Source organism: Variovorax sp. Varisp85, assembly GCF_047304045.1.
Classification (GTDB): Bacteria; Pseudomonadota; Gammaproteobacteria; order Burkholderiales; family Burkholderiaceae_C; genus Variovorax.
In genome coordinates this window covers 13,977-31,306 of record NZ_JBGLYN010000054.1, presented here as the reverse complement: position 1 = coordinate 31,306, position 17,330 = coordinate 13,977, and the positions used below count along the sequence as shown (strand labels likewise).

At 67.5% G+C, this 17,330-nt stretch carries 19 protein-coding genes and 1 riboswitch; of the genes, 4 read left to right on the top strand and 15 right to left on the bottom strand.

The window, feature by feature from the left end:
* Window positions 1-47 precede the first annotated feature (47 nt).
* Window positions 48-833, top strand: a complete 786-nt coding sequence (locus ACCC97_RS20205; RefSeq protein WP_413334630.1) for a DUF72 domain-containing protein — start codon at window positions 48-50, stop codon at window positions 831-833.
* Here ACCC97_RS20205 and ACCC97_RS20200 read toward each other — a convergent pair.
* Complete coding sequence (locus tag ACCC97_RS20200; protein WP_007834862.1) at window positions 830-1,348, bottom strand: bactofilin family protein; 519 nt, start codon at window positions 1,346-1,348, stop codon at window positions 830-832. The two genes, ACCC97_RS20205 and ACCC97_RS20200, sit on opposite strands and share 4 nt — an antisense overlap.
* A 114-nt stretch (window positions 1,349-1,462) precedes the next feature.
* Here ACCC97_RS20200 and ACCC97_RS20195 point away from each other — a divergent pair, with 114 nt between their 5' ends.
* Window positions 1,463-2,389 (top strand): ion transporter, encoded by a 927-nt coding sequence (locus tag ACCC97_RS20195; protein WP_007834860.1) that lies wholly within the window; start codon window positions 1,463-1,465, stop codon window positions 2,387-2,389.
* Here the strand turns inward: ACCC97_RS20195 and ACCC97_RS20190 are convergent.
* The 4 genes from ACCC97_RS20190 to ACCC97_RS20175 form a co-directional block, all read right to left on the bottom strand.
* The gene (locus ACCC97_RS20190; RefSeq protein ID WP_007834858.1) at window positions 2,334-2,921 is read right to left on the bottom strand and encodes an IMPACT family protein; all 588 of its coding nucleotides are present in this window, start codon (window positions 2,919-2,921) and stop codon (window positions 2,334-2,336) included. The genes ACCC97_RS20195 and ACCC97_RS20190 overlap by 56 nt on opposite strands.
* 19 nt (window positions 2,922-2,940) lie before the next feature.
* Window positions 2,941-3,531, bottom strand: coding sequence for a methionine biosynthesis protein MetW (gene metW, locus ACCC97_RS20185; protein ID WP_007834857.1), 591 nt, complete (start codon window positions 3,529-3,531; stop codon window positions 2,941-2,943).
* Window positions 3,528-4,691: a homoserine O-succinyltransferase MetX gene (gene metX, locus ACCC97_RS20180; protein WP_042673612.1), complete on the bottom strand. Its 1,164-nt coding sequence runs from the start codon at window positions 4,689-4,691 to the stop codon at window positions 3,528-3,530. Before metX ends, metW begins: the two co-directional genes overlap by 4 nt.
* A 225-nt stretch (window positions 4,692-4,916) precedes the next feature.
* Window positions 4,917-5,480 (bottom strand): TMEM165/GDT1 family protein, encoded by a 564-nt coding sequence (locus ACCC97_RS20175; RefSeq protein WP_007834845.1) that lies wholly within the window; start codon window positions 5,478-5,480, stop codon window positions 4,917-4,919.
* Between the two features lie 15 nt (window positions 5,481-5,495).
* Window positions 5,496-5,674: riboswitch (yybP-ykoY riboswitch) on the bottom strand.
* A gap of 261 nt (window positions 5,675-5,935) precedes the next feature.
* On the opposite strand from ACCC97_RS20175, the gene ACCC97_RS20170 reads away from it, so the two are divergent.
* On the top strand, window positions 5,936-6,475 hold the full coding sequence (locus ACCC97_RS20170) for an RNA recognition motif domain-containing protein (protein ID WP_007834844.1): 540 nt from the start codon (window positions 5,936-5,938) through the stop codon (window positions 6,473-6,475).
* 83 nt (window positions 6,476-6,558) lie between these two features.
* Here the strand turns inward: ACCC97_RS20170 and ACCC97_RS20165 are convergent, their stop codons facing one another.
* Genes ACCC97_RS20165 through ACCC97_RS20150 form a run of 4 tightly spaced genes read right to left on the bottom strand, consistent with a single transcriptional unit; the run spans window position 6,559 to window position 9,538 of the window.
* Window positions 6,559-7,341: an SDR family oxidoreductase gene (locus ACCC97_RS20165; protein WP_007834843.1), complete on the bottom strand. Its 783-nt coding sequence runs from the start codon at window positions 7,339-7,341 to the stop codon at window positions 6,559-6,561.
* On the bottom strand, window positions 7,342-7,992 hold the full coding sequence (lptC, locus tag ACCC97_RS20160; RefSeq protein ID WP_007834842.1) for an LPS export ABC transporter periplasmic protein LptC: 651 nt from the start codon (window positions 7,990-7,992) through the stop codon (window positions 7,342-7,344).
* Complete coding sequence (locus tag ACCC97_RS20155) at window positions 7,989-8,537, bottom strand: KdsC family phosphatase (RefSeq protein WP_007834841.1); 549 nt, start codon at window positions 8,535-8,537, stop codon at window positions 7,989-7,991. Before ACCC97_RS20155 ends, lptC begins: the two co-directional genes overlap by 4 nt.
* Window positions 8,537-9,538: a KpsF/GutQ family sugar-phosphate isomerase gene (locus ACCC97_RS20150; RefSeq protein WP_413334626.1), complete on the bottom strand. Its 1,002-nt coding sequence runs from the start codon at window positions 9,536-9,538 to the stop codon at window positions 8,537-8,539. Before ACCC97_RS20150 ends, ACCC97_RS20155 begins: the two co-directional genes overlap by 1 nt.
* 176 nt (window positions 9,539-9,714) lie before the next feature.
* On the opposite strand from ACCC97_RS20150, the gene ACCC97_RS20145 reads away from it, so the two are divergent.
* Window positions 9,715-11,700 (top strand): monovalent cation:proton antiporter family protein, encoded by a 1,986-nt coding sequence (locus ACCC97_RS20145; protein ID WP_007834837.1) that lies wholly within the window; start codon window positions 9,715-9,717, stop codon window positions 11,698-11,700.
* Window positions 11,701-11,759: 59 nt separating this feature from the next.
* On the opposite strand, the gene ACCC97_RS20140 is transcribed toward ACCC97_RS20145, so the two are convergent.
* The 6 genes from ACCC97_RS20140 to ACCC97_RS20115 form a co-directional block, all read right to left on the bottom strand.
* Window positions 11,760-12,719, bottom strand: coding sequence for a zinc ribbon domain-containing protein (locus tag ACCC97_RS20140; RefSeq protein ID WP_413334623.1), 960 nt, complete (start codon window positions 12,717-12,719; stop codon window positions 11,760-11,762).
* Window positions 12,720-12,812: 93 nt separating this feature from the next.
* On the bottom strand, window positions 12,813-13,274 hold the full coding sequence (locus tag ACCC97_RS20135; RefSeq protein WP_007834835.1) for a Crp/Fnr family transcriptional regulator: 462 nt from the start codon (window positions 13,272-13,274) through the stop codon (window positions 12,813-12,815).
* A 90-nt stretch (window positions 13,275-13,364) separates the two neighbouring features.
* A complete protein-coding gene (mnmE, locus tag ACCC97_RS20130; protein ID WP_413334621.1) occupies window positions 13,365-14,771 on the bottom strand; it encodes a tRNA uridine-5-carboxymethylaminomethyl(34) synthesis GTPase MnmE in 1,407 nt (468 codons plus the stop codon).
* A 70-nt stretch (window positions 14,772-14,841) separates the two neighbouring features.
* Window positions 14,842-16,551 (bottom strand): membrane protein insertase YidC, encoded by a 1,710-nt coding sequence (yidC, locus tag ACCC97_RS20125; protein WP_007834833.1) that lies wholly within the window; start codon window positions 16,549-16,551, stop codon window positions 14,842-14,844.
* A complete protein-coding gene (yidD, locus tag ACCC97_RS20120) occupies window positions 16,548-16,835 on the bottom strand; it encodes a membrane protein insertion efficiency factor YidD (RefSeq protein ID WP_007834832.1) in 288 nt (95 codons plus the stop codon). Before yidD ends, yidC begins: the two co-directional genes overlap by 4 nt.
* The gene (locus ACCC97_RS20115; protein WP_007834830.1) at window positions 16,832-17,254 is read right to left on the bottom strand and encodes a ribonuclease P protein component; all 423 of its coding nucleotides are present in this window, start codon (window positions 17,252-17,254) and stop codon (window positions 16,832-16,834) included. The genes yidD and ACCC97_RS20115 overlap by 4 nt, the downstream gene beginning before the upstream one ends.
* Between the last annotated feature and the right edge of the window lie 76 nt (window positions 17,255-17,330).

Below are 17,330 nucleotides of genomic sequence, written 5' to 3'. Positions count from 1 at the left end.
GCGGCGAGCCCGCGTAGAGTGCGGGCGATCTCAACCCGGAGCGCAATGTGAGCAAGGCAGCATCGACTCGGATCAAGGTGGGCATAGGAGGCTGGACCTACGAACCCTGGCGCGATAACTTCTATCCCAAGGGCCTCGCGCACGCGAAGGAGTTGAACTACGCAAGCCGACAGGTCAGCGCCATCGAGATCAACGGCACCTACTACAGCACCTTCAAGCCCGAGACTTTCCGCAAGTGGCACGACGAAGCGCCCGAAGGCTTCGTGTTCTCGATGAAGGCCTCGCGCTTCACCACCAATCGCAAGGTGCTTGCCACCGCGGGAGACTCGATCAAGCGCTTCATCGACAGCGGCGTGAGCGAGCTCGGCGACAAGCTCGGACCGATCGTGTGGCAGTTCATGCCGACCAAGCAGTTCGATGCGGAAGACTTCGAGGCTTTTCTAGAGCTGCTGCCCAAGAAGGAGGGCAGCCGCGTGCTGCGGCACGTGATGGACGTGCGGCACGAAAGCTTCATCGTGCCCGCCTATAAGGCACTCGCGAAGAAGCACAAGGTCTCGACCGTGTTCACGGACGCCGACAAGTTTCCATCGTTCGAGGAGCCCGAGGGCGATGTCGCCTACGCACGGCTCATGATGGCCGACGCCGAGCTCAAGACCGGCTACGCCCCCAAGGCGCTCGACGCCTGGGCCGCACGCGCGCAGGGCTGGGCCGAGTCGCCCAGGAAGCGCGACGTGTTCGTCTACTTCATCAACGGCGCCAAAGAAAAGGCACCGGCCGCGGCCGGTGCCTTGCTGGAGCGCCTGGGATGGAAGCCTCCCGTGGTGGAGGCTTAAGCCGCCGCGTGCAGCGACGGCTTGGCGCCGAAGCTGATCTCGCCCGACAGCTGGCCGCCTTCTTCGATCACGATCTTGCCGTAGCGGATCTTGCCGGTGACCTTGCCGGTCGAGTGGATCACGAGCTTTTCGCGCACCGTGAGGCTGCCGTCGAACACGCCGCGGATTTCGGCGATATCGATCTCGGCCGAGCCCTTGAACTCGCCCTGCTCGGCGATCTGCATCAGGCGCGAGTCCATGGTGGCTTCGACGAGGCCTTCGACCACGAGCGTGTCGCAATCGGTGATCTCGACGCCCTTGAGCTTGATGTTCGGGCCGACGGTGAGCTTGCTGCCGCCTTCCTTGGCGGCAGGTGCGGCCGCCGCGTTCAGGCCGCCTTGCTGTGCGGTCAGCGACGAGGGATTGACGGGGGTTCCGGAGAGATTGGTGCCCGAACCGACGAGCGGTGCAGGGCGCGATGTCAACGAATCGGTGTCACGATCACGCTTGCCGAAGAAGGGGGACTGTGTAGCCAAGGGGGAGCTCCTCAAGAAAGGGACTATCGTAAGAACGCGCTCACGGCCTGCGGCACTTCATTGCGCAATAAGCGTAACCGAATAAGTCGGCCATGGACATGACAATGTGGCGCCATGAGCCGCTCGAACACCGACAACCTCTCCGCCGCGCACGCCTCGCGCGCCATGTCGTCCGCCACCGATTCACGCTTCGACAAGCCCACGCACGGCTGGCGGCGCACGCTGTTCACGGTGATCTTCGAGGCCGACACGCGCGCCGGGCTGATGTTCGACCTGGCGCTGATCGCGGTGATCGTGACCAGCGTGCTGGTGGTGATCCTCGACAGCGTGCAGCCGATCCGAGAGCAGTGGCGGCCGCTGTTCAATGTGCTCGAGTGGGTGTTCACCATTCTCTTCACGCTGGAGTACCTCGCGCGGCTGAGCTGCGTGAACAAGCCGCTGCGCTATGCAACGAGCTTCTATGGCGTGATCGACCTGCTGGCGCTGCTGCCGACTTTTCTCGTGGCCTTCGCGCCCGAGATGGCCTACCTGATCGACGTGCGCATCCTGCGGCTGTTGCGCGTGTTCCGCATCTTCAAGCTGTCGCGCTACTCGGTGGAGTACCGCGCGCTGGTGTCGGCGGTGGCATCGAGCCGGCGCAAGATCACCGTGTTCGTCGGCTTCGTGATGCTGGTGGTGCTGGTGATGGGCACACTGATGTACGTGGTCGAAGGGCCGGTGCATGGCTTCACCAGCATCCCGGTGGCGATCTACTGGGCCATCTCGACGATGGCCACGGTGGGCTTCGGCGACCTCGTGCCCAAGACCGACCTGGGCCGAGCGATCGCCTCCGTCATGATGCTGCTGGGCTGGGGCGTGCTCGCGGTGCCGACCGGCATCGTGACCGCGGAGATGGCGCGGCGCGGACCCGATGACGAAGCAATGCCATTGGCGCCGCGCGGCATCCTCGCGATGACGGCGCCGCTCAGCGTGCCGCCGAAGCGCGTTACGCCTGCGGCCAGACGACGCGCCCTTGCGCAGCATCGCCGAGGCGGGCGATGAAGGCATCGGCATCGGGCTCGGGGAGCGAGAAGGCGAAGGCGACGTCGTCGCCATGCTGCACGCCGTCGAGCACCGCCCCGGCCGCGGCGAGTTCGCGCCGCACGAGTCCTTCGAGCGCATAGGGCACCGAGCAGCGCAGGCTGCGCTGGCGCAGCAACGGCACGAGCGTGGCGCCGAGCAGGGCCTGCGCGACCGCGTCGGTGTAGGCCCGCACGAGGCCGCCCGCGCCGAGCTTCACGCCGCCGAAGTAGCGCACCACGGTCGCGAGCGCGCCTTCGACCTGCTGGTGGCGCAGCACCTCCAGCATCGGTCGGCCGGCCGTGCCGCCGGGTTCGCCGTCGTCGTTCGCGGCCGACTGGCCGCCGGCCATCAGGGCCCAGCACACATGTGCGGCCGCGGGGTGTTCGGCGCGCAGCGAGGCGACCACGGCCAGCGCGGCCGCTCGGTCGGCCACCGGCTGAACGCAGCCGATGAAGCGGCTTTTCTTGATGAGCAGCTCGCTGTGGACCGGCTGTGCAAGCGTGAAGCTCATCCGGCGTTCTTCGTGGCGTTCAGCCGCCGCCGCGCTCGAACTTGAAGACCGCCGTGCTGGCGCGCGCGTTGGGCAGCCAGCGCACGTCGCGTCCGTTTTGCAGGCCGAAGGCGTCGAGCACGCGCAGGTTGTTCTTCCCGGCCAGCACCTCGAAATCCTTGAAGGTGCCGACGCGGATATTGGGCGTGTCGTACCACTGGTAGGGCAGGCGGCGCGTCACCGGCATGCGGCCGCGCGCCACGCTCAGGCGGTTGGGCCAGTGCGCGAAGTTGGGAAATGCGACGACGCCGATGCGGCCCACGCGCGCGGTCTCGCGCAGCATCACCTCGGCATTGCGCAGGTGCTGCAGAGTGTCGATCTGAAGCACCACGTCGAAGGAGGCGTCGTCGAACATCGCGAGGCCTTCGTCGAGGTTGAGCTGGATCACGTCGACGCCGCGGCGGATGCACTGCAGCACGTTGCCGTCGGCGATCTCCACGCCGTAGCCGGTACAGCCGCGCTCGCGCTGCAGCAGGTCGAGCAGGGCGCCGTCGCCGCAGCCCAGGTCGAGCACGCGCGCGCCTCGCGGCACCAGCTCGGCGATCAATCGTTGATGCTCGAGGTCGCTCATTGCAGGAACTCCTTGGCGACGCGCTCGAAGTAGGAGCGCACCACGCCCATGTAGCGCACGTCGTCGAGCAGGAAGGCGTCGTGGCCGTGCGGCGCATCGATCTCGGCGTAGCTGACGTTGCGGCGGTTGTCGAGCAGCGCCTTCACCAGTTCGCGGCTGCGCGCGGGCGAGAAGCGCCAGTCGGTCTTGAAGCTCACGAGCAGGAACTGGGCGGTGGCCTGGGCCAGCGCGGTGCTGAGCTTGCCGCCGTGGCTGCGTGCGGGGTCGAAGTAGTCGAGTGCGCGGGTGATCAGCAGGTAGGTGTTGGCGTCGAAGTACTCGCTGAACTTGTCGCCCTGGTAGCGCAGGTAGCTTTCGATCTGGAACTCGACATCCTGCGTGGAGTAGCGGTAGTCGAGCCCCGCGGCCTCGCCCTCCACGGCGCTGCGCAGGATGCGGCCGAACTTGGCGTTCATCACGTCGTCGCTGAGGTAGGTGATGTGGCCGATCATCCGCGCGATGCGCAGGCCGCGCTTGGGGATCACGCCGTGTTCGTAGAAGTGGCCGCCGTGGAAATCGGGGTCGGTCACGATCGCGCGGCGCGCAACCTCGTTGAAGGCGATGTTCTCGGCCGTGAGGTTGGGCGCGCTCGCCACGACGACGGCGTGGCGCACGCGGTCGGGATACTGCAGCGTCCACGAGAGCGCCTGCATGCCGCCGAGGCTGCCGCCCATCACAGCCGCGAGCGTGCGGATGCCGAGCGCGTCGAGCAGCACGGCCTGGGCGTCCACCCAGTCCTCGACCGTGACCACCGGGAAGTCGGCGCCGTAGACGCGGCCAGTGGCGGGGTTGGCGTGCATCGGTCCGGTCGAGCCGAAGCAGGAGCCGAGGTTGTTCACACCGATGACGAAGAAGCGATCGGTGTCGACCGGCTTGCCCGGACCGACCATGTTGTCCCACCAGCCTTCGGAACGGGCCTGGCCTTCGTAGACGCCCGCGACGTGGTGCGACGCATTGAGCGCGTGGCAGACCAGCACCGCATTGCTGCGCTCGGCGTTCAGGGTGCCGTAGGTTTCGTAGGCGAGCGTGTAGTCGCTGATCGACGCGCCGCTGCGCAGGGCCAGGGGGCCTGCGAACTGCATCGACTGCGAGGTGACGACCAAGGATGGTGACGACGACATGAATGAAAAAAACCCGGCCTCGCCAAAAACGAGCCGGGTCTGCCGCGCCTGTCTTTAGCTGAATTTATAAAGCGCCCGCAAGCTGAAGCAAATCGGCGCAAGGCAAAGTATATCCCCCAGGCTGCGCGCACTTCGTGTCGCTTCGCCAACCCCCTTCGGGGGCAACACCTGCGGCCCGGCAAAGCCGGTTCCGCGGTGTTTCTGGAAGGGCCCCCTGCCTTTTTCTTACCAGCCGATGATCATGATGATGCCCAGCACCAGGAAGATCGCGGCCGAGATGCCGTGCACGAGCTTGATCGGCACGCGCCGCACGATCTTCTCGCCGAGCCATACGACCGGCGCGTTGGCCAGCATCATGCCCAGCGTGGTGCCCGCCACCACCCAGAAATAGTCGTGCGTGAAGCGGGCGGCGAGCATGACGGTGGCGATCTGGGTCTTGTCGCCCATCTCGGCGAGGAAGAACGCGATCACGGTGGTGCCGAAGACCCCGAACTTCGACGCGCCCGGGGCGTCATCGTCGTCGAGCTTGTCTGGAATCAGCATCCACGCGGCCATCGCGATGAACGAGCCGCCCAGGATCCAGCGCAGCACGTCGGGCCCAAGCCAGCGCGTGATGTAGTTGCCGACCGCGCCGGCCAGCGCGTGGTTGATAAGGGTGGCGGCGAAGATGCCGAGGACGATCGGCCAGGGTTTCCTGAAGCGGGCTGCGAGCAGGAGGGCCAGGAGTTGGGTCTTGTCGCCCATTTCGGCGAGCGCAACCACGCCGGTTGCAACCAGAAAAGCTTCCATGATGAAGAGGGGTTCCTTGGGCCGAAGGACACAATTGACCGTGCAACACCTTCGGCCATATTCCCGAAGTTGCACGGTCAAAGGTCTCGCCAGGTGTGTTCACTGCACGCGCCATGTCCTGTGGGGCAGGACAAGTCTGTTGACGCGGGCCCCTCTCGCAAATCGGAAGGCGGCTACTCCCCAATGACGGGCGGATTGTACATGTAGCACCAAGGACCTCGCCTCACCGCGCAAGTAGGCGCTAGCTCCCAGGAGTTTTGACAGGTGCTACCTCAAGACGCAAATTCCTGCTTGCATTTCGGCTATTTCACCCATAATGCACGAGCCTCCCTCTTCATTTTGGTCGGGGGGCAAGTTCGGTGATCGGTCAGTTTCGCGCGGCTCGACGGCTCTCGTTTGAGTGATGCTTTCCGGGACTCCATCGCTTTTCTTGATGTGTTTATAGGAGTCCCTTGATGGGCAACAAACTGTACGTCGGCAACCTGCCTTACTCGGTGCGCGACGGAGATCTCGAACAGGCCTTCGGGCAGTTCGGCGCAGTGACCAGCGCCAAGGTCATGATGGAACGCGACACGGGCCGCTCGAAGGGCTTCGGCTTCGTCGAGATGGGCAGTGACGCGGAAGCACAAGCCGCCATCAACGGCATGAACGGCCAGCCCCTGGGCGGCCGCAGCGTCGTCGTCAATGAAGCGCGTCCGATGGAAGCACGTCCCCCGCGCAGCGGTGGTGGCGGCGGTTACGGCGGCGGCGGTGGTGGTTATGGCGGCGGTGGTGGCGGTGGCTACGGCGGCGGTGGTGGCGGCTACGGTGGTGGTGGCGGTGGCCGCTCCGGCGGTGGCGGCGGCTACGGCGGTGGTGGTGGCCGCAGCGGCGGCGGTGGTGGTGGCGATGGCGGTTTCCGCAGCCCCTACGGCGCCGGCCCCCGTGGCGGTGGCGGCGGTGGCCGTTCCGGCGGTGGCGGCGGTGGCTACGGCGGCGGCAACAGCGGCTACTGAGCCCTGCACTGCAAGGCGCACACAGACAAAAGGCTCCCTCGGGAGCCTTTTTCAATGGCCGATCGCTCGGCGCGTGCGGCTCGTCAGGCCTCGCCGCTGCGCTTCTTGCGCGCGCGCCCCTGCACCGCCCGGTCCAGCACGGCGTTGGGCAGCATGCGCATGATCTTGGCAACCACGCCCATCTGCCACGGGATCACGCGATAGCTCGTACCGGCCTCGATGGCGCGCAGCGCCTGGGCGGCGAAATCCTCGGCCTTCATGAGGAAGGGCATGCCGTAGCGGTTGCCCTGCGTCAGCGGCGTATCGATGTAGCCCGGGCACAGGGTGACGACTTTGACGCCGCTGCCGTGCAGCTCGCCGCGCAGGCTCTCGCAGTACGCCACCACGCCGGCCTTGCTGGCGCAGTACGCGCCGTGCCCCGGCAACCCGCGGATGGACGCCACGCTGCCGATGCCCACCAGCCGCCCGCTGCCGCGCTGCACCATCGCGCGCACGAATGGATGGAAGGTGGCGGCCAGGCCGACGTTGTTGGTGGCGAAGGTCTGCGCCAGCACGTCGAGGTCGGAACGCTCGGCCGTGTCGATGCCGACACTGATGCCTGCATTGGCGATCACCACGTCGGGCAGCCCCTGTTGCGCGATGCAGGCATTGCCGGCAGCGACGATGCTGTCGGTCTGCGCCACGTCGGCACTGTAGATCCGGTAGCGGTCTGCGCTCAGCTGGCGCGCCGCAGCCCACGATTCGATCTCGCCCGTGCGCCGGGCGACCAGCGCCAGGCGGTAGCCCGCATCGTAGAAGCTCGCAGCCAGCGCCTGGCCGATGCCGCTCGAGGCGCCGGTGATGAAGACAAGCGGGGATGGAGTCATTCAGCGCTTCCCTGAAGGAGCGGCCGCTGAAGGAATCAGCACACCGCGCACCCGGCCGTTCAGATTCGCCACGCCGCTCAGGTTGTCGTAGTCGAGCGTGTCGCCGGTGAACTGGTCGGTGCCGCGGATCAGCGTGACCGGCTTGTTCGACGTGACGCGCTCGGTGTCGACGTAGGCGTGCAGGAAGTCGCCACGGAACTCGAGGCGCGGCGCAGGCTTGCCACCGGGCCCCACGGACGGATCGCGGATGACGATCGCATTGCCGAACAGCTGGATCTCGCTGCCGTCGGAGTTCGACACGCCCCGGTCGGCCGTTGCGCGCGTCACGAGGCCTTCGGGCGACACCGTTCGCATGCGCACCTTGTCGACCTCCATGGTGTCCGAATCCGGGTAGTGCCGGCCTTCGGTGCCATGCAGTTCGCTGCGCAGGTCGCCGTTGGGCAGGAAGTTCTTGATGACGAAATCGCGCATGAAGTAGTCGGGCTCGTGCGTGGGCGCGGCCTTGGCCGTGGGCTCCAGCAGCTTGGGCGCGTTGCGCACCAGCCAGTAGGTGCCGAGCGCGACGGCCGCCGTCAGGATGATCGGCAGGTAGATCGTTGCGCGGTCGAGGACGTCGCGCACCATGCCCCATGCGCGTTTGACATTGTTCATGTATTCGGGCCCCGGGCTGCGTCGAGCATGACGCGGTACTGGCCACAGGCCGTGAGCAGCAGGTCGCAGAACTCGCGCGCCGCGCCTTCGCCGCCCCGCGCGCGGGTGACGTAGCGCGCGATGCCGCGCACTTCCGCGTGGGCATTGGCCGGCGCCGCGGCGAAGCCCACGCGCAGGAGCACCGGCAGGTCGGGCCAGTCGTCGCCGATGGCCGCGGCCTGCGCCCAGGTGAAGCCGAGCTGGTCGAGCATGGCCTGCGCGGCGGGCAGCTTGTCTTCGGTGCCGTAGCGCACGTGCTCGATGCCCAGCGCCTCGAGCCGCACGCGCAGCGGCTTGGAGTCGCGTCCCGTGATCACGGCCGGCACGATGCCCGCCTTGCGCAGCAGCTTCAGGCCGTAGCCGTCGAGGATGCTGAAGCGCTTGAGCGTCTCGCCGTGCTCGGTGAAGTACACGCCGCCGTCGGTCAGGACGCCGTCGATGTCGAAGAAGACGATGCGCACGTCCTGCGCGGCGAGCAATGTCTCGGCCTGGAACTCGAGCGGCATCAGATGACCTTCGCGCGCATCAGGTCGTTGGTATTGATGGCGCCGACGATCACGCCCTTGCCGTCGATCACGAACAGGCGGGTGATGCCGCACTGCTCCATGAGCTCGGCCGCCTCCACCGCCAGCGCGTCGACGCGGATGGTGCGCGGGTTGTAGTGCATCACTTCGGCCGCCTTGGGGCTGCGCAGGTCGGCACCGGCTTCGATCAGGCGGCGCAGGTCGCCGTCGGTGAAGATGCCAAGCGCGCGGCCGTCGGGCGCGACCACCGCCGCGGCGCCGAAGCCCTTGTTGCTCATGGCGCGCATCAGCTCGCCGATGCCGGCGTCGGGTGCCACGCGCGGCACATCGTCGTCGGAGCGCATGACGTCGCTCACGTGGGTGAGCAGCTTGCGCCCGAGCGCGCCGCCCGGGTGCGAGCGCGCGAAGTCTTCCGAACCAAAGCCGCGCGCGTCGAGCAGCGCCACGGCCAGCGCGTCGCCCATCGCCATCTGGGCGGTGGTGCTCGCGGTGGGGGCGAGGTTGAGCGGACAGGCCTCCTTGGACACGCCGGCGTCGATCACGATGTCGGCATGGCGCGCGAGGGTGGATTCAGGGCGGCCGGTCATGGCGATCAGGGGCACGCCCTGGCGCTTGACGACCGGCAGGATGACGGTAAGTTCTTCGACCTCGCCGCTGTTGGAAATGGCGAGCACCAGGTCGACGGCCTTGATCATGCCAAGGTCGCCGTGGCTGGCCTCGGCCGGGTGCACGAACATCGCGGGCGTGCCGGTGGAGGCGAGGGTGGCGGCGATCTTGCGGCCGACGTGGCCGCTCTTGCCCATGCCCATCACGACCACGCGGCCGCGCACTTCGAGGATCTTGCGCACGGCCTCGACGAAGCTCGGGCCGACGCGGGTCTTCAGACCGGTGACGGCTTCGGCTTCGATGTCGAAGGTGAGACGTGCCCGAGCGAGGATGGCTTCGGGGTCGACCACGGGGGCCGGGACGGGACGGGAGCTCATTGCCGGATTTTACGGGTCGGAGGGTTGCCCCCACGCTCGGCACTGCGTGTCCTCGCTGCCCCCCGAGGGGGCGCTCGCGCCTTGGGGCGGCCCGGCGGCGCTCGTTGCCCCCACGCTCGGCACTGCGTGTCCTCCCCGACGCGCTGCGCACGGGTCTTGCTCTAGCATCGCCGCCTATGTCTTCGTTCGATCTCACGCTGTTGTATCTCCTCGCCGCGGTGATCGGCGTGGTGGCGTGCCGCTCCCTCAAGCTGCCGCCGATGCTGGGCTATCTCTCGGCCGGCGTGCTGATCGGGCCGCATGCCTTCGCGCTGGCGCAGAACACCGAAGGCATCCAGCACCTGGGCGAATTCGGCGTGGTGTTCCTCATGTTCGTGATCGGGCTGGAGTTCAGCCTGCCCAAGCTGCGCGCGATGCGAAAACACGTGTTCGGCCTCGGCCTGCTGCAGGTGCTGCTGACGATGGCCATCGCCACGGCCGGCGCGCTGCTGATTGCCCACTGGCTGCCGCCGTCGTGGCGGCTCGGCTGGCAGACCGCGCTGGCGCTGTCGGGCGCGCTCACCATGAGCAGCACGGCCATCGTGGTCAAGCTGATGGCCGAGCGGCTCGAACTCGAGAGCGAACACGGCAAGCGCGTGATGGGCGTGCTGCTGTTCCAGGACCTGGCCGTGGTGCCGCTGCTGGTGCTGATTCCCGCGCTGGGCGCACCGCCCGAGGCGCTGGCCAAGGCGCTGGGCTTCGCGCTGCTGAAGGCGAGCTTCCTGATCGGCGTGCTGCTGTACGGCGGCCCGCGCATCATGCGCTGGTGGCTCACGCTGGTTGCGCGGCGGCGCAGCGAAGAACTCTTCATCCTGAACGTGCTGCTGATCACGCTCGGCCTGGCCTGGCTCACCGAACTGGCCGGCCTGAGCCTGGCGCTGGGCGCCTTCATCGCGGGCATGCTGGTGTCGGAGACCGAATACAAGCACCAGGTCGAGACCGACATCCGTCCCTTCCACGACGTGCTGCTGGGGCTGTTCTTCATCACCGTGGGCATGTCGCTCGACTGGCACATCGTGGTCGAACGCTGGCTGCTGGTGGCCGTGCTGCTGCTGATGCCGCTGGCGTTCAAGCTGGGGCTGGTGACGGTGCTGGCGCGGGTGCTGGGCGCCACCTCGGGCGTGTCGCTGCGCACCGGCCTTTACCTGGCGCAGGCCGGCGAGTTCGGCTTCGTGCTGCTGACGCTGGCGCAGGAGCGCAGCCTGTTGCCGCCGTGGCTGGCCAACCCGGTGCTGGCGTCGATGGTGCTGTCGATGCTCACGACGCCGTTCATCATCATGTACAGCAACGCCATCGTGCGAAAGCTCGTGGCCAGCGACTGGCTGCAGCAGTCGCTGCAGATGACGACCATCGCGCGCAAGACCATCAACACCGCACAGCACGTGATCATCTGCGGCTACGGGCGCTGCGGCCAGAACCTGGCGCGCATCCTCGAACGCGAGGGCATCCCGTACATGGCGCTCGACCTCGACCCCGACCGCGTGCGGCAGGCCGCGGCCGCCGGCGACTCGGTGGTGTTCGGCGATGCGGCGCGGCTGCAGGCCTTGATGGCGGCCGGCTTGGCGCGCGCGAGTGCCGTCGTCGTGACCTACCTCGATGTGCCCGGTGCGATGAAGGTGCTGGCCAACACGCGCGCCCATGCGCCGCACGTGCCGGTGATCGTGCGCACGCAGGACGATCACGACCTGGAAAAACTGCAGGCGGCCGGAGCGACGGAAGTGGTACCCGAGGCCATCGAAGGCTCGCTCATGCTCGCAAGCCATGCGCTGGCGCTGGTCGGCGTGCCGATGCGCCGCGTGATCCGCGTGGTGCAGGATCAGCGCGACGCCCGCTACAACCTGCTGCGCGGCTACTTCCACGGCGCCGATGACGACAACGCCGACGAACTCGATCACGAGCGCCTCAACAGCTTCACGCTCAACGCCGGCGCGCGCGCGGTGGGCCAGCCGCTGGAACGGCTGGCGCTGTCCGCGCTCGGCGTGCGTGTGGCCAGCCTGCGCCGGCACGACGGCCAGCCGCGTGCGCTGGCCGACGGCACGGTGCTGTCGGAGGGCGATACGCTGGTGCTGTCCGGCAAGCCGGCCGCGCTGGCGATCGCCATCGACCGCCTGCAAAAAGGCTAGTTTCTTGTTCGGGAACGCCGCGGAACCCGCTTCGCACGGTGTCCCCGGTAGAGGCGAGCTCAGTTGATCAGCGTCGGGTTGCGCTTTTCTTCTTCGATGCGCTGCTGGCGGCGCACCGCTTCGCACTGCGCGTGGGCCTTGAATTCGGGCTTCAGGCACTGGGCCGCCATGCATTGCGCCTTGGCAATGAAGTTGCGGTCGCCGCACATGGCCTGGGGCTCGGCCGCAGCGACAGGTGCCGGCGCCGGGGCGGGGGCAGCGACCACGGCAGCGGGTTCGGGCGCGTTCGACGGTAGTGCGGCAGTGGTCGCCTGCTTGTTGCGCGGCTTGGCAGCGGGCTTGGGCGCCGCGGCGGCAGCCGGTGCGGTTTCAGCGGCAGGCGGCATCGCGGCCGGCTCGGCGGGCTGGGGTTCGGGCGCCGCCGGCGAAGGTTCGGCGAGCGGCGGCGACGATGGGGCCACGGGCGCGGGAGTTTCGGTGGCTGGGGCGGTGGCCTCTTCAGCGGCCGCAGGCGCCTTTCGCGTCCCGTTGCCGGACCAACCGGCGACGATCATTGCCACCGCGACCACCAGCAGACCGAGCCACAGCAGGATCACGCGCTTGCGCGGCGGCCGTTCGGCCGGCACGGATTGCCGGACCTTGGCCCGGCTTCTCCTTTTCGTTCCGGACTTCGGGGCCCAGGTCGACTCCAGGCCCGGCGGCGAAGCGGGCGGCGCGGGTGTCCGCGGCAGTTCGTCGTCGTGCACCATGAGCACGGTCTGTTCATGCTCGTCGCTCTGCCGCGCGGCCGACCTGCCGAAAAAAGATCCGCGCGCAGGCAGCGGCTCGTCCGGATCGAACAGCGGCGCCGGAATGGTCGGCGCGCGCAACTGGGCGGGCGCGGTGGTGGCCCATTCGCGTTCGGGGCTCGGCGACGGGGGAATCCGGTCTCCTGCGGCAGGCAGCTTGACGCCGCAGCTCCTGCAGAACTTCGCGCCGCCGCGGTTTTCCGTGCTGCAGACCGGACAGATCAAGGCCATGGATTGCTTACTGACTACTCTCGGGGGTCAAAACGAAAAGCTGGCTGGCCTGCCCGCATGTGGCAGATCGATCCGCCGGCGGACAGCGCAGCCTCAGGTCACGGCGACGCGCTTGGAGCGGTGCGCCATGCGCTTGGCGATCACGGCGCCGAGCGCCATCGCGATTTCCAGCGCCATGTTGGGCTGGCGGTTCGACATTTCCGCAAAGCGGATCGCCGTGAGCCGCCACACGCGGCCTGCGCCGGTGACCACCACGTTGGCCGAATGCGGCTGGCGCGAGAAGAACGAGCCTTCGCCGACCACCGAGCCGGGCGTGAGCACGGCCAGCCGCATCTGCTCCTTGCTGCTGACGCGGTGCACGCTGATGGCACCGCTCTCGATGAAGAAAACCGAGCGGTCCGGCGTGCCCTGTTCGATCAGCACGTCGCCAACGCCGGTATCGATGGGCTGCAGATAGCCCGCCAGTGTTTCCCACTGCTGGACGTTGAACGTCAACGCAAACGCGTCGGTGCTCGTGTTCTCCGCGATGGCGCGGCTCAGGTTCTGGATGGACATGTTTTCTTCGGCCCCCGCATGTGAGCCGAAGTATCAGCGATGCTCAGGAGATTCGGCTACAACTGTTTACGTTTTTCAAACCGGCTGTCGCTATTTACCAATGCAGAAGCGCGAAAAGATGACGCCCAACAGGTCGTCCGCGCCGAACTCGCCGGTGATCTCGTTCAGGGCGTTCTGCGCCAGCCGCAGTTCTTCGGCCAGCAGGTCGAGCAACTGGGCCTGCGCCGCCAGATGGCTGGCCGCCAGCGCCAGGTGCGTTTCGACCCGGGCCAGCGCCTGCACGTGGCGCGCCCGCGCGAGGTACACGCCCTCGGGCACGGCCTGCCAGCCGGCCATGGCCAGCAGTTGTTCACGCAGGGCCTCGATGCCCAGGCCGGTCTTGGCGGACAGGGCGATGCCGTGCCCGGCATGGGCGTCAGGGGCGGCGTCCTGCTTGTTCCAGACGTCGAGCACCGGCACGCTCGCAGGCAGCTTCTGGCGCAGGCCGGCCAGGATGCCGGCATCGGCGGTGGCGTAGTCGGCCAGATGGGCGCGCGTCAGGTCGTGCAGGAACAGCACGACGTCGGCGCTTTCGATCTGGCCCCAGGCACGCGCTACGCCGATCTGCTCGACCTCGTCGCTGCTCTCGCGCAGGCCGGCGGTGTCGGCCACGTGCAGCGGCACGCCGTGGATCTGGATGGTCTGCGAGACCACGTCGCGCGTGGTGCCCGCCACTGCGCTCACGATGGCCAGTTCGGCACCGGCCAGCGCATTGAGCAGCGAGCTCTTGCCCGCGTTGGGCTGGCCTGCGATCACGACCTTGATGCCTTCGCGCAGCAGCGCACCCTGTTTCGCGCGCTGCTGCACGGCTGCGAGCTGCGACTGCAGCTTTGCCAGTTGCCCGGTGGCATCGGCTTTCTGGAGGAAATCGATCTCTTCTTCCGGAAAGTCGAGCGTCGCTTCGACCAGCATGCGCAGGTGGATCAACGCATCGCGCAGCGTGTGGATCTCGCGCGAGAACGCGCCCGATAGCGAACGCCCGGCGCTGCGCGCAGCCGCCTCGGTGCTGGCGTCGATCAGGTCGGCAATGGCCTCGGCCTGTGCCAGGTCGACCTTGCCGTTGAGAAAGGCCCGCTGGCTGAATTCGCCGGGCTCGGCCACGCGCAAGCCGGGCAGGCGAGCGCGGCCGGTGACGGGATCAGGCTCGGCCGCGGCTTCGAGGCAGCGCGCCAGCAGCAGCTGCAACACGACCGCGCCGCCGTGGGCCTGCAGTTCGAGCACGTCCTCGCCGGTGAAGGAATTCGGCGAGGGAAAGTGAACGGCCAGGCCATGGTCGACCGGCTCGCCGTGCGCATCGCGAAACGGCAGGTAGGTGGCTTCGCGCGGCTTGAGCACGCGGCCGCAGATGGCATCGATCAGCGGTGCCAGCCTGGCCCCCGACACCCGCACGATGCCGACCGCGCCGCGTCCCGAGGCAGTGGCGATGGCGACGATGGGATCGGTGGTGCGGGCAAGCATGGTACGGATTCTTTCAGCAAAAAGGGCCGCTTTCGCGGCCCTTTCGGGGGATGACTGGGGCGTCGTGCGGCTACTTCTTGGCGCCGAGCACGCCCAGGCGCTTGTTGATGAACCACTGCTGTGCGATCGACAGCGTGTTGTTCGTGATCCAGTACAGCACCAGGCCGGCCGGGAAGAAGATGAACATCACGCTGAACGCGAGCGGCATGATCCACATCAGCTTGGCCTGCATCGGATCGGGCGGCGTCGGGTTGAGCCAGGTCTGGAACAGCGAGGTGGCCGTCATCACGATCGGCAGGATGTACCAGGGGTCCGGTGCCGACAGGTCGGTGATCCAGCCGATCCACGGGGCGTGGCGCATTTCGACCGACGACAGCAGCACCCAGTAGAGCGCGATGAACACCGGGATCTGGATCACGATGGGGAAGCAGCCACCCATCGGATTGACCTTCTCGGTCTTGTAGATCCGCATCATCTCCTGCTGCATCTCTTGCGGCTTGTCCTTGAGCCGCTCGCGCATCTCCATGATCTTCGGGTTGATGGCCTTCATCTTGGCCATGCTGGCGTAGGCCTTGGCGTTGAGCCAGTAGAAGGCCGCCTTCAGCAGCACCACCAGCGCGACGATCGACCAGCCCCAGTTGCCCAGGATGCCGTGCAGCTGGTTCAGCAGCCAGTACAGCGGCTTGGAGATGATCGCGAAGATGCCGTAGTCCTTCACCAGGTCCAGGCCGGGTGCGATGGCTTCGAGCTTCTTTTCTTCCTCGGGGCCGGCGAACAGCGTGCTGTTCACGACCTGCGTGGCGCCGGGGGCGATCTTGGGCAGCGTGGCCACCATGGCCACGGTGAACAGGTTGTCGCCCAGGTCCTTCACGCGGAACTCGCGGCGCAGCTGTTCGCTCGCCGGGTCGCCCTTGAGCAGCCAGGCCGACACGAAGTAGTGCTGCACCATCGCGATCCAGCCGTCGTTGGCCGGCGGGGGCGGTTCGATCTTGCCCTTGGCGATGTCCTTGAAGTCGAGCTTGTGGAACTTCTTCTCGTTGGTGTACGCGGCGGGACCGGTGAAGGTGTTGGTGCCGAACATCGTGCCGGCGGCCACGGTGCCATGGCGCAGCAGCTGCATGTAGAGCTGGGCGTCGCGCGGCTGGTCGCTCGTGTTGACCACCTCGTGGCGCACGCCGATGGCGTAGTCGCCGCGGTGGAACACGTAGGTCTTGACGTACTTCAGGCCGCCGACGGGGGCACTTTCGAAGCCCACTTCCAGCGTGTTCTGGCCATCGGCCATCTCGCGCGGGCCGGCCTTCGGCGTCATCTGCGTCAGGTGGTTGGGAAAGCGCTCACCCGAGTCGACGGGATTCAGCAGGCCGGTCTGCGCCACATAGCGCGTGGCCGGCGAGCCGTTTTCGAACAGCACGACGCGCTTGGTGCGGTCGGCTTCGTCGTACTTCAGCAGCTCGAGGTGGTTGACCGTGCCGCCTTCGCTGTCGATCGTGGCCTTGAACAGGTCGGTGGTCACGCTGACCTGCTCGCGCGGCGCGGCTGCAGCGGCTTGCGTGGGCACGGCACCGGCGCTGCCGCCGCTCGCGCCCGACGAAGATGCAGCCGGCACGCCGTTGCTGGCAGCGGGTGCGCTGCCCGCGGCCGGGGCGGAGGCCACCGCGGCCGGCTTGCTCGACGGCAGGAAGGTCGGCTTGTTGCCGTTGAAGACCTGCCATTGGTCCCACAGCAGCACCAGCGAGAACCCAAAAATCACCCACAGGATCGTGCGGCGTATATCGTTCATGACGAAGACTTCTTGTCGGAGGAGAGAAGAGACGAAAACAGCGAGCCTGACTTGTCAGTGCGACGCTGTGATTTCGGTGGAACCGGATCGTGCCCGCCATCGCACCATGGCTGGCAGCGCGCGATGCGGTGCAGAGTGAGGTAACTGCCCTTGAGCGCGCCATGCACTTCCAGCGCCTCGATCGAATACACCGAGCAGGTCGGCGTGAAGCGGCACGACTGGCCGAGCCAGGGGCTCAGCAGCAGGCGGTAGCCCTTCACAAGGCCGATCAGCAGGCGTTTCATGACGAGGAGGAAGCGGGCGGAGGCGCCGAAGCGGGAGCGGAAGAACGCGCCGCCCGCGCCAGCAGCTGCCGGAGCTCGGCGCGCACCGCTGCCTTGAGCTTGTCCGAAGTGGCGCTCACGAATTCCTTGCGGTCGAAACCGGCGCGCAGCCGCACCACGTGCGCAGCACGTGGCAAGCCGACGCCGGGTGCGGCGCTCACCGTATAGATCTGGCGCTTGATGGCATTGCGCGTGACCGCGCGACGCGCCCAGCGCTTGGGCACCATGGCGCCCAGCCAGACATCGTCGGACGCGAACAACGGCGGTGCGCCCGATGCGAGATCGAGCGCACAGCGATGCAATGCGAAATGAGCAGTGCGCGCCACGGTGGCACCTGCGAGGACGGCCTGGAATTGCGCGCGGGTCTTGAGCCGCTGCATGGAAGCCGGACCGGATACGCCGGAAGCGCTGGCTGTGCAAGCCTGCGCTGACGTGTCGGCTGCTGGCAACGGCAGG

Excerpts from the sequence above, each read along its gene's own strand:
- ACCC97_RS20195 (WP_007834860.1), top strand. The coding sequence starts at position 1,463 with ATGAGCCGCTCGAACACCGACAACCTCTCCGCCGCGCACGCCTCGCGC.
- ACCC97_RS20190 (WP_007834858.1), bottom strand. The coding sequence starts at position 2,921 with ATGAGCTTCACGCTTGCACAGCCGGTCCACAGCGAGCTGCTCATCAAG.
- metW (WP_007834857.1), bottom strand. The coding sequence starts at position 3,531 with ATGAGCGACCTCGAGCATCAACGATTGATCGCCGAGCTGGTGCCGCGA.
- metX (WP_042673612.1), bottom strand. The coding sequence starts at position 4,691 with ATGTCGTCGTCACCATCCTTGGTCGTCACCTCGCAGTCGATGCAGTTC.
- ACCC97_RS20175 (WP_007834845.1), bottom strand. The coding sequence starts at position 5,480 with ATGGAAGCTTTTCTGGTTGCAACCGGCGTGGTTGCGCTCGCCGAAATG.
- ACCC97_RS20170 (WP_007834844.1), top strand. The coding sequence starts at position 5,936 with ATGGGCAACAAACTGTACGTCGGCAACCTGCCTTACTCGGTGCGCGAC.
- ACCC97_RS20165 (WP_007834843.1), bottom strand. The coding sequence starts at position 7,341 with ATGACTCCATCCCCGCTTGTCTTCATCACCGGCGCCTCGAGCGGCATC.
- lptC (WP_007834842.1), bottom strand. The coding sequence starts at position 7,992 with ATGAACAATGTCAAACGCGCATGGGGCATGGTGCGCGACGTCCTCGAC.
- ACCC97_RS20155 (WP_007834841.1), bottom strand. The coding sequence starts at position 8,537 with ATGCCGCTCGAGTTCCAGGCCGAGACATTGCTCGCCGCGCAGGACGTG.
- ACCC97_RS20150 (WP_413334626.1), bottom strand. The coding sequence starts at position 9,538 with ATGAGCTCCCGTCCCGTCCCGGCCCCCGTGGTCGACCCCGAAGCCATC.
- ACCC97_RS20145 (WP_007834837.1), top strand. The coding sequence starts at position 9,715 with ATGTCTTCGTTCGATCTCACGCTGTTGTATCTCCTCGCCGCGGTGATC.
- ACCC97_RS20140 (WP_413334623.1), bottom strand. The coding sequence starts at position 12,719 with ATGGCCTTGATCTGTCCGGTCTGCAGCACGGAAAACCGCGGCGGCGCG.
- ACCC97_RS20135 (WP_007834835.1), bottom strand. The coding sequence starts at position 13,274 with ATGTCCATCCAGAACCTGAGCCGCGCCATCGCGGAGAACACGAGCACC.
- mnmE (WP_413334621.1), bottom strand. The coding sequence starts at position 14,771 with ATGCTTGCCCGCACCACCGATCCCATCGTCGCCATCGCCACTGCCTCG.
- yidC (WP_007834833.1), bottom strand. The coding sequence starts at position 16,551 with ATGAACGATATACGCCGCACGATCCTGTGGGTGATTTTTGGGTTCTCG.
- yidD (WP_007834832.1), bottom strand. The coding sequence starts at position 16,835 with ATGAAACGCCTGCTGATCGGCCTTGTGAAGGGCTACCGCCTGCTGCTG.
- ACCC97_RS20115 (WP_007834830.1), bottom strand. The coding sequence starts at position 17,254 with ATGCAGCGGCTCAAGACCCGCGCGCAATTCCAGGCCGTCCTCGCAGGT.